Below are 9719 nucleotides of genomic sequence, written 5' to 3' on the forward strand. Positions count from 1 at the left end.
AGTCCCGAACGATGGAGGATACAGGGCTCGAACCTGTGCCCTCCTGCTTGTAAGGCAGATGCTCTCCCAACTGAGCTAAACCTCCAATATTCTTGGGATATACCGGCCATTAGACCGATGCTTAAGTGTTAGTGCCATATCCCAACCAAGCACGCTCATATAATATACCAAGTGTTATGCGATTCGTCAACAGGTTTTTACAATTTTTTTAACTAAATTTAATTTTTTTATTTTTTGCCATTCTATCGCACTGTGCAATAAGAAAAGTTATAATTGAATAAGTGATAAAGGAGATATAAAAAATGGCAGAATTATTGTATCAAGGACATGGAAGTTATCGCATTGTGTCTAATGAGGGTGTAGTGATTTATGTTGATCCTTATGCAGGTGAAGGTTATGAGATGCCTGCAGATATTGTGATTGTAACGCATGAACATAGTGATCATAATCAGGTTGATCTTGTCACATTAAAAGATGATGGTGTGATTTTAAGACATGGAGATTTATTTGTGGATGGTGAATATCCTATTAAGAAGATCAAGAAAGTAATGATTGAAGGAACACCTGCAGAAAATAAGAATCATACAAGAGAAGAATGTGTTGGTTTTATTATGACTGTAGATGGTATTACATTATATGGTGCAGGAGATACAAACTATTATCCTGAAATGGAAAGCTTCAATGATTTAGATTATGCATTATTACCAGTAGATGGTATTTATAATATGAGTGCACAGGAAGCGAGTCGTTGTGCACATGTGATTGATTCTCGTTATTTTATTCCTATTCATACTTCACCTACTCAATTATATGATGAAGATATTGCGAAAAGCTTTAAGTCACCTCATGCTTTATATATAAAGCCAGGTGAAAGGTTGAAATTATAGTCCAAAATGAAAAGACCACTTGATGTGGTCTTTTATCTTAGTTCTGATCGAAATATCTGTTGAATTTGACGATGAATGTTGTAATTTGATCATCACTTGTAACAGAAATATCACCATGATGAAGGTCTACTATATTCTTAGTGATTGCTAGTCCTAAGCCAGTACCACCTGTTTTAGAGTTTCGTGATGAGTCTGTACGAAAAAATTTATTAAATAGAAGTGGGATATCCTCTGGTGCAATAGTATCACCATGATTGATGACTTTAACAGTTGCATATTTCTCATCACCGGATACTTCTATCTTTAAATCGGTGTTATGATAGCCATACTTGAGTGCATTAGAAATAAGATTATCAAATACACGGGCTAATAACTGACCATCTCCCTGAACATAGATATTCTCTTCAGGTAGATCTACTATTGGTGTAATATTACAGTCTTTAAATGAAGGATAGAACTCGTCTGTCATCTGCATGATTAATCCAGATAGATTAATCATACTCTTATTCAACTTGATATCTGCATTATCAAGTTTAGTGAATTCAAAGAGGTCATCCATCATTTCCTGTAGACGTATTGATTTCTCATACGCAATGCCAGAATACTTATGTACATCTTCTTTAGATAAAGCTGTATCATCTTTAATCAACTCAAGATATCCTACAATAGTTGTAAGAGGTGTTCTCAAGTCATGGGCTACGTTTGTGATTAATTCATTCTTTTGTCTTTCTGCATTACGTTCTATATCTAATGCAGCTCTTTCTTTTTCTTTTAGCTTTTCACTTTCTTTTTCTTTCGCAAGCAATGTTTTTGATAAGACATTGATGTTTGCAGCAAGAGAACCTAATTCATCATCATATTCTACTTCACACTGTACACCATAATTACCACTTGTTACCTGCTGGATAGAACGTCTCAGCTTTCTAATATATTCAATTGTAAAATCAATCAGTTTAAAGAAGATTTCTACAAAGACAATAAAAGAAATCGCATAACATAATGCATAACGCATTTCATTAGGTACCGCAATAGGAATAATTCTATCGAATACAATTCCTAGAATAGAATAAATAAGAAATGCGACAAGATAACTTAATGTAATATTAATCAACAAACGCCATTTAAAAGAAGAAATAAACAGCTTTCTTAGTTTCTGCATCATAATTCGAACTTATAACCAATGCCCCAGACAGTAATAATATGTCTTGGCGTACGTGGCTGTCTTTCAATCTTTTCTCTTAGTTTTCTAATATGTACCATGATGGTATTGTTGGCATGTGTTGCTTCTTCATGCCATATTTTTGTATAGATATCTTCAGTAGAGAATACTGTACCAGGATGTGAGGCAAGTAATACTAAGATTTCATATTCAATCTTAGTCACAGCTACTGGACGATTATCTACAGAAACCATCTTCTTATTTGTATCAATAAGAAGGTCGTTGGCCTGAATAATAGAATTATCTACACCAATAGGCTTACTATATACCTGATAACGTCTTAATTGTGACTTAACACGTGCCACTAATTCCATTGCATTAAAAGGTTTTGCGATATAATCATCAGCACCCTTTAATAATCCTTCAATCTTATCCTGATCCGCTGTCTTAGCTGATACAAAGATAACTGGGATGTTGTACTTTTCTCTGATCATCTCTAATGCCTGTAAACCATCTACCCCAGGCATCATCATATCTAGAATTACAAGGTCAATCTTGAACTTTTCAAGATCACGTAATAATGTATAGGCATTATAACGCTTTTCAACATGATAACCTTCTTGACTTAAATAAATTTCAATAAGATCACAAATTTCTTTTTCATCATCAATAACTAATATACGAGGTGTTTCCATATGTTTATCCTCCCAAGCCATATCATAATATAATTGATTAATAAAATAAAGAAAAGAATTGCATGCGACGGGGGAATTTGCTATAGTTGTAAAGGGCACAAACGGGTCTTCCGTAGGTGTCTTTTTTTGTTTAATATAGAGAAAGAGGTGAAGAGAATGGCAAAATTCATATTTGTCACAGGTGGTGTCGTATCAGGTCTAGGAAAAGGTTTAACAGCTGCATCTTTAGGTAGAATATTAAAACAAAGAGGATTAAAAGTATTCATGCAGAAACTTGATCCTTATATCAATGTGGATCCAGGAACTATGTCTCCTTATCAGCATGGTGAAGTTTATGTGACAGCTGATGGTGCAGAAACAGACTTGGACTTAGGTCATTATGAACGTTTTATTGATGAAGACTTAAACAAAAACTCTTCAGTGACAACTGGTAGAGTATATAGCGATGTAATCTCTAAAGAAAGAAGAGGGGATTATTTAGGCGCAACAGTGCAGGTTGTTCCTCATATCACAAATGCGATTAAGGACAAGATTTATGCTGCAGAAGAATCTTCTCAGGCAGATATCGTTATTACAGAAATCGGTGGTACTGTAGGAGATATCGAATCATTACCATTTATTGAAGCAATTAGACAGGTAAGACTCGATAGAGGCTACAAGAATACTCTTTATATACATACAACTTTACTTCCATATATTGGTGCCAGCCATGAAGTAAAGACTAAACCAACACAGCATAGTGTTAAGGAATTATTAGGATATGGTATCCAGCCAGATATTATCGTATGTCGTAGTGAACATACTATTTCTGATGAATTAAAGGACAAGATTTCTTTATTCTGTAATGTTCCTAAGGAAGCTATCATCTCTAACTATGATGTAGATGTTCTTTATGAATTACCAGTAGAATTATTAGATCAGCATATGGATGATGTTGTACTTGATCATTTAAGAATTGAAGCTCCTGAAGCTGATTTCACTGAATGGCGTGAATTAGTTGAAAGAGTTAAGAACTTAAAGGATACAGTTAAAATCAAGATGGTTGGTAAGTACTGTGAATTCCCAGATGCTTACTTATCAGTCAATGAAGCATTAAAACATGCAGGTTATTATGCAAATAGTGAAGTTGAAATTGACTGGGTTAACTCTGAAGAAGTAACTAAGGAAAATATCGCTTCTAAGCTTGCAGATGCTGATGGTATCTTAGTACCAGGTGGATTTGGTAACAGAGGTGTTGAAGGTATGATTGTTGCTATCCAGTATGCAAGAGAACATGATATTCCATTCTTGGGAATCTGCTTAGGTATGCAGTGTGCTTCTATTGAATATGCAAGAAATGTATGTAAACTTGATGATGTTAACTCATTAGAATTCGATAAGAACTGTATGACTCCATTAATTTCATTAATGCACGATCAGTCTTTAGAAAACATGGGTGGTACTCAGAGACTTGGTAACTACACTTGTGAATTAAAAGAAGGTACAATTGCGCATAAGTTATATGGAAAGGATCTTATCCAGGAAAGACATAGACATAGATATGAATTCAATAATACATATCGTCAGATGTTAGAAGATGCAGGACTTGTTATCTCTGGACGTAATCCAAAGAGAGATTTAGTAGAAATCGTTGAAGTGCCTAACCATCCATATTTTGTTGCATGTCAGTTCCATCCAGAATTCAATTCTAGACCAAATAGAGCACATCCTCTATTCCAGGGACTTATAGATGCAGCACATAAAAAGAAATACAATTAATACATTGGCATGAGGGTAACCTCATGCCTTTTGTGTTACAATAAAAGGCATGGAGGTATGGTTATGCGTATAGGACAGTCAATAGATATTCATCAATTAGTAGAAGGAAGAAAGCTTATTCTAGGTGGTGTAGAAATTCCTTATGAAAAAGGGTTGAAGGGACATAGTGATGCCGATGTTCTTCTACATGCGATTATTGAATCAATCATTGGGGCATTAGGTGAAGGAGATATTGGTAAACATTTCCCTGATACAGATGATCGCTACAAAGGTATTTCTTCAATGATTTTGTTAGAAGAAACATATAAGCTGATGAATGAAAAAGGTTATAAGATTGGTAATGTGGATGCGATTATTATGACAGAACAGCCAAAGATGGCACCTCATATATCTGCAATGAGACATAATATTGCGAAAGCACTTCATTGTGATGTGACACAGATTAATGTGAAAGCCACTCGTGGTGAAAAGCTTGGTTTTGTAGGAAGAGGAGAAGGAATCGTTTCTCAGGCAGTCTGTTTACTTGAAAATGTGTAATAGTTATGTAATTTTTAAACAAGGTGATGTTTCGCATCATCTTTTTTGTCAATCAGATATCTTTTATAGTATAATGGAGAAACGAAAGAGGTGATACTAGTGAAATGGAGGAACAAATTGATTACTGTCATTTTACTATTATTTATTTTCCTTGAATTATTTTCTATTTATAAGATTGTGACTATGGCAACTTTTGAATTGAAACAGACAGTATTTACTTATGAATTAGGACAGGAAGTATCACAGAATATAGAGGATTATGTTATCTGTCCAGATAGAATAAAAAAATCACTTACTTTAAACTTAAACCGTGTGAATTTGAATAAAGTAGGTAACTATAATGCAAGTATTGAATATGCAGGACGTGACTATGATTTTAAGATTAAGATTGTAGATACAAAAAAACCAACAGTAAAACTTAAAAAGCTTGTTTATTATGTAAATCCTAATCAGCCGCTATATGCAAAAAATACAGTCGCTGAAGTCAATGATGCGTCTTTAACACAAATCTATTTCTTAAAGAAAGAAAATAGTGAAGAACTTGTGAAAGAGAAAACATATGAAAAAGTAGGTACATATATTGAACGTGTTGTAGTAAGAGATGAACAAGGTAATACATCTTTTCCAATGCGTATTAAAGTGATTGTAGCCAATGAGTTGGTTGTTCCTGTGATTAAAGGGCCAGAAGATAAAGTCATTCATTTAGGTGATAACTTTAATGCAAGAGAAGGTGTTATAGCCTATGATAATGAAGATGGTGATTTAACAAATAAAATTGTTGTCACAGGTAAAGTACAGACTAATACTGTAGGACGTTATACTCTAACATATACAGTCACTGATAGTTCTAAGAATATGGCTAAGGTTACAAGAGTAGTGGAGGTTATTGAATGATCACATATATCTTTATGGCGATATGTATAGCAGTTTTTGTCTATATTAATTATTTTTCTAAGGATAATAAAACTTCAGAAGCAATGCATTTAGGTGCTTTATATACACCTTATGTAAAAAATAGAGGAGAATATTGGCGATTTATTACATCTGCCTTTATTCATACAGAATTTCTTCATTTATTTATGAATATGTACTGTATTTTCTATTTAGGACGTTTGTTTGAAACAATACTAGGTCCAGTACGTTATTTAATACTTGTCTTAGTTTCTATTGTAATGAGTTCATTGGCTACTTATTACTATTCTTTTAGAGATTCTAGTGTGGATAACTCTATCACAATTGGTGCAAGTGGTTTATTCTATGGCTTTTTAGGAGCTATTATTGGACTAGGTTTATTTAAAGGTGGTGCTTTCTTTGATTTATTAAGAGGCTATTTACCTTGTATTGCGATTAACCTTGCCTTTACTCTTATGAATTCTCGTATTTCTAAGACAGGACATGTAGGTGGATTAGTTGGTGGATACCTCACTATGTATATTATGTATCTCTTAAAAGTGATATGAGAATACTAATTGATGGAGATGCAACACCAGATATTGAAAAAATCGCTTTTTTGTGTGATAAATATGATATAAAGATGATAGTGTATTGTGATATGAATCATTTCTTTGATTATGAATCAGTTATTATGTGTGATCAGGGAAATGATAGTGTGGATTATGCTATTTTAAAAGATGTGAAGAAGGGTGATCTAGTGATCACACAGGATTATGGTGAAGCAGGTATGCTTCTTACAAAAGGTGCGATTGTTGTTCATCCTTCAGGGTTTATTATTGATTCTAATAATATAGACTCTCTTTTAATGACGCGCTATATCAATGGAAAGATGCGTAAGCATCAACTTGTCAAAGGACCAAAGAAACGTACACAAGAAACAAGAGAGAGATTTTTAAAAACAATAGAAGGGATTATATCAAATGAAATATAAGTTAATTGCATTAGATTTAGATGGTACATTAAAGAATTCAGAAAATAAAATTACTGACGAAACACGTAAGACACTTATTAAAGCACAGCAGTTAGGTGCAACAATTGTACTTGCATCAGGTAGACCAACACCTGGTTTAAGACATGAAGCAGCCGCACTTGAATTAGAAAAGTATGAAGGTTACTTATTATCATTCAATGGTGCTAAGGTAATGGATGCGAAAACAAGACAGACTATGTTTGAACAGCGTTTGACTGTTGAACAGGCTAAAAAAGCATATGATGAAGCAAAGAAACATAATCTTGCGATTATGACATATTATGATGATGCTGTTTATACTGAAGATGTAGATGATCAGTATGTGAATATAGAAGGACATATTAACGATATCGAAATTAAAAAGGCTGAATCTTTTAAATCAATTTTAAGAGATCCTATTAATAAAGTATTATGTACAGGTGATCCCGAACATGTGGCTTCTGTATTAGAAGACTATAAGAGTGCATTCCCAGGCTTAAGTATTTATCGTTCTGCACCATTCTTTATTGAAGTTATGGCACCAAATATCGATAAAGCAGCTTCTTTAGATAAGCTAGTAAAGATGCTTCATCTTACAAAAGAAGAAGTGATTGCCTTTGGTGATGGATTCAATGACTTATCACTCATTGAATATGCAGGCTGTGGTGTCGCTATGGCCAATGCAGTAGATGAAGTGAAAGAAAGAGCCGATGTTGTCACTTTATCAAATGATGAAGATGGTATTGCTTATATGTTGAAGAAACTAGAGGAGGAATTAAGAGATGAGTGAAATGCCTAAAGATCCAGTGATGTTACTTAGCTGGTTAAATATGAAACTGAGAGATCAATATGAAGATCTTGCAGATTTATGCTATGACTATCATATTCCTATGCAGGACGTCGTGGATAAGATGGAAGCTATTGGTTACCATTACACATACAAATCAAATCAGTTCAAATAAGAGTGTATAAGCACTCTTATTATTTTGCTTAAAATTTGTCTTATTTAGAACAAAAATAACGCGATAACGTTAAAAATATAAATATATGGAGGAAAAATGAAAAATGTTAGAGCTAAAAGATTTTGAAGAAGCAAAAAAGAGAGTAGACGAAGTGATCATTCCAACACCTTTGATCTATAGTCCAGCGTTCTCTAAAGAGTGTAGAAATATGGTTTATATAAAACCAGAAAACTTACAGAGAACTGGCGCATTTAAGATTAGAGGTGCTTATAATAAGATCATGAAGATGGATGATGAATCTAAGTCTAGAGGACTTATTGCCTCAAGTGCAGGAAACCATGCTCAGGGTGTAGCTTATGCCGCACAGCAGCTAGGTGTTAAAGCTACAATCGTTATGCCTGCCCATACTCCACTTATTAAAGTAGATGCTACTAAGGCATTAGGTGCTGATGTTGTACTTCATGGTGAAGTCTATGATGATGCATATAATAAAGCAGTTGAATTGCAGAAGGAACATGGATATACATTTGTACATCCATTTGATGATGAAGATGTCATTGAAGGTCAGGGAACCATTGCCTTAGAAATCCTTAAAGAATTACCAGATACAGATATTATTCTTGTACCAGTTGGTGGAGGAGGATTGATTTCAGGTATTGCCTGTGCCGCAAAACTTATTAAACCAACAGTTAAGATCATCGGTGTAGAACCAGAAGGAGCTGCCAGCGCCCTTGCTGCCATTAATGAAGATCGTATCGTTTCCTTAAATGAAGCAGTGACTATTGCGGATGGTACAGCTGTTAAGACAATTGGTAAAACACCTTTTGAATATATTAAACAATATGTAGATGGTATTATCACAGTCAGTGATTATGAGTTAATGGATGCATTCTTAGTATTAGTAGAAAAACATAAGCTTGTAGCTGAAAACTCAGGTATTCTTTCACTTGCTGCATTAAAGAAACTCAATGAAAAGAATAAGAAGGTTGTCTCACTCATCTCTGGTGGTAACATCGATGTACTTTCTATCTCTTCTATGATCAATAAGGGACTTATTGAAAGAGGAAGAATCTTTTCATTCTCATTACAGCTTCCAGATAGTCCAGGTCAGTTAGAGAAGGTGGCTCATATTCTTAATGAATGTAATGCGAACGTTGTGACTGCAGATCACAACCAGTTCAAGAATTTCGCAAGATTCTCTGAAGTAGAATTAAGAGTGACATGTGAAACAAATGGTGAAGCGCATATTGTATCTATTATTGAAACATTTAAAAAGAATGGATTTGAAATACAGCGTATCAACTAAGGAATAGCAATCGGCTATTCCTTTTTTATAAAATTAAGCAAATATTTAGTTTTAATAGAATAATAATGGTGCTATAATGTGAAAAACAGATTTTTGAGAGGGGGATTTAAGTGTTAGAACTAAAGAATTTTGAAGAGGCAAAGAAGAGAGTGAATGAAGTCATTCTTCCTACACCTTTGATTTATAGCCCAGCTTTTTCTAAAGAAAGTAGAAATACTGTTTATATCAAACCAGAAAACTTACAGAGAACAGGCGCATTTAAAATTAGAGGTGCTTATAATAAAATCATGAAGATGGATGATGAATCCAAGTCTCGAGGACTTATTGCCTCAAGTGCTGGAAACCATGCACAGGGTGTGGCTTATGCCGCCCAGCAGTTAGGTGTTAAGGCTACAATTGTTATGCCTGCCCATACTCCACTTATTAAAGTAGATGCTACTAAGGCATTAGGTGCTGAAGTAGTTCTTCATGGTGAAGTCTATGATGATGCATATAATAAGGCAGTAGAATTA

General features: G+C 34.1%; 12 protein-coding genes and 1 tRNA gene. 10 read left to right on the forward strand and 3 right to left on the reverse strand.

The features are described from left to right. Positions 1 to 12: 12 nt before the first annotated feature. A tRNA-Val gene (locus B2S90_RS04790) sits at positions 13 to 85 on the reverse strand. A gap of 217 nt (positions 86 to 302) precedes the next feature. Here B2S90_RS04790 and B2S90_RS04795 point away from each other — a divergent pair. Then, positions 303 to 887 (forward strand): MBL fold metallo-hydrolase, encoded by a 585-nt coding sequence (locus B2S90_RS04795; RefSeq protein WP_055233231.1) that lies wholly within the window; start codon positions 303 to 305, stop codon positions 885 to 887. 37 nt (positions 888 to 924) lie between these two features. On the opposite strand, the gene B2S90_RS04800 is transcribed toward B2S90_RS04795, so the two are convergent. After that, a complete protein-coding gene (locus tag B2S90_RS04800) occupies positions 925 to 2049 on the reverse strand; it encodes a sensor histidine kinase (RefSeq protein WP_055233230.1) in 1125 nt (374 codons plus the stop codon). Continuing rightward, entirely contained in the window at positions 2046 to 2741 is a 696-nt protein-coding gene (locus B2S90_RS04805; protein ID WP_022424738.1) for a response regulator transcription factor, read from the reverse strand. The genes B2S90_RS04800 and B2S90_RS04805 overlap by 4 nt, the downstream gene beginning before the upstream one ends. A 156-nt stretch (positions 2742 to 2897) precedes the next feature. Here B2S90_RS04805 and B2S90_RS04810 point away from each other — a divergent pair, with 156 nt between their 5' ends. The 9 genes from B2S90_RS04810 to B2S90_RS04850 all read left to right on the forward strand — a co-directional run. Beyond that, the gene (locus B2S90_RS04810) at positions 2898 to 4499 is read left to right on the forward strand and encodes a CTP synthase (RefSeq protein WP_055233229.1); all 1602 of its coding nucleotides are present in this window, start codon (positions 2898 to 2900) and stop codon (positions 4497 to 4499) included. 57 nt (positions 4500 to 4556) lie between these two features. Continuing rightward, positions 4557 to 5036 carry a 2-C-methyl-D-erythritol 2,4-cyclodiphosphate synthase gene (ispF, locus tag B2S90_RS04815; RefSeq protein WP_055233228.1) on the forward strand — a complete coding sequence of 160 codons (480 nt, stop codon included), beginning with the start codon at positions 4557 to 4559 and terminating at the stop codon, positions 5034 to 5036. Between the two features lie 117 nt (positions 5037 to 5153). Then, positions 5154 to 5930 carry a DUF5011 domain-containing protein gene (locus B2S90_RS04820; protein ID WP_286696622.1) on the forward strand — a complete coding sequence of 259 codons (777 nt, stop codon included), beginning with the start codon at positions 5154 to 5156 and terminating at the stop codon, positions 5928 to 5930. Beyond that, a complete protein-coding gene (locus B2S90_RS04825) occupies positions 5927 to 6496 on the forward strand; it encodes a rhomboid family intramembrane serine protease (protein WP_215656883.1) in 570 nt (189 codons plus the stop codon). The genes B2S90_RS04820 and B2S90_RS04825 overlap by 4 nt, the downstream gene beginning before the upstream one ends. Then, complete coding sequence (locus tag B2S90_RS04830) at positions 6493 to 6921, forward strand: YaiI/YqxD family protein (protein WP_055233225.1); 429 nt, start codon at positions 6493 to 6495, stop codon at positions 6919 to 6921. The genes B2S90_RS04825 and B2S90_RS04830 overlap by 4 nt, the downstream gene beginning before the upstream one ends. Continuing rightward, positions 6911 to 7729, forward strand: coding sequence for a Cof-type HAD-IIB family hydrolase (locus B2S90_RS04835; protein WP_055233224.1), 819 nt, complete (start codon positions 6911 to 6913; stop codon positions 7727 to 7729). The genes B2S90_RS04830 and B2S90_RS04835 overlap by 11 nt, the downstream gene beginning before the upstream one ends. Next, entirely contained in the window at positions 7722 to 7901 is a 180-nt protein-coding gene (locus B2S90_RS04840) for a DUF4250 domain-containing protein (protein WP_055233223.1), read from the forward strand. The genes B2S90_RS04835 and B2S90_RS04840 overlap by 8 nt, the downstream gene beginning before the upstream one ends. A gap of 103 nt (positions 7902 to 8004) precedes the next feature. Continuing rightward, the gene (gene ilvA, locus B2S90_RS04845; protein WP_278780280.1) at positions 8005 to 9207 is read left to right on the forward strand and encodes a threonine ammonia-lyase; all 1203 of its coding nucleotides are present in this window, start codon (positions 8005 to 8007) and stop codon (positions 9205 to 9207) included. A 110-nt stretch (positions 9208 to 9317) separates the two neighbouring features. Next, positions 9318 to 9719, forward strand: a 402-nt coding sequence (locus B2S90_RS04850; protein WP_286696623.1) for a threonine ammonia-lyase, incomplete at its 3' end; no start/stop codon positions are given.

Origin of the sequence: Catenibacterium sp. UBA627 (genome assembly GCF_002299355.1) — a bacterium.
Lineage (GTDB): Bacteria > Bacillota_I > Bacilli_A > Erysipelotrichales > Coprobacillaceae > Catenibacterium > Catenibacterium mitsuoka.

Coding starts and splice junctions, on each gene's coding strand:
- B2S90_RS04800 (WP_055233230.1), bottom strand. CDS start 2,049: ATGATGCAGAAACTAAGAAAGCTGTTTATTTCTTCTTTTAAATGGCGT.
- B2S90_RS04830 (WP_055233225.1), top strand. CDS start 6,493: ATGAGAATACTAATTGATGGAGATGCAACACCAGATATTGAAAAAATC.
- B2S90_RS04795 (WP_055233231.1), top strand. CDS start 303: ATGGCAGAATTATTGTATCAAGGACATGGAAGTTATCGCATTGTGTCT.
- B2S90_RS04835 (WP_055233224.1), top strand. CDS start 6,911: ATGAAATATAAGTTAATTGCATTAGATTTAGATGGTACATTAAAGAAT.
- B2S90_RS04840 (WP_055233223.1), top strand. CDS start 7,722: ATGAGTGAAATGCCTAAAGATCCAGTGATGTTACTTAGCTGGTTAAAT.
- B2S90_RS04810 (WP_055233229.1), top strand. CDS start 2,898: ATGGCAAAATTCATATTTGTCACAGGTGGTGTCGTATCAGGTCTAGGA.
- ilvA (WP_278780280.1), top strand. CDS start 8,005: ATGTTAGAGCTAAAAGATTTTGAAGAAGCAAAAAAGAGAGTAGACGAA.
- B2S90_RS04825 (WP_215656883.1), top strand. CDS start 5,927: ATGATCACATATATCTTTATGGCGATATGTATAGCAGTTTTTGTCTAT.
- ispF (WP_055233228.1), top strand. CDS start 4,557: ATGGTTATGCGTATAGGACAGTCAATAGATATTCATCAATTAGTAGAA.
- B2S90_RS04805 (WP_022424738.1), bottom strand. CDS start 2,741: ATGGAAACACCTCGTATATTAGTTATTGATGATGAAAAAGAAATTTGT.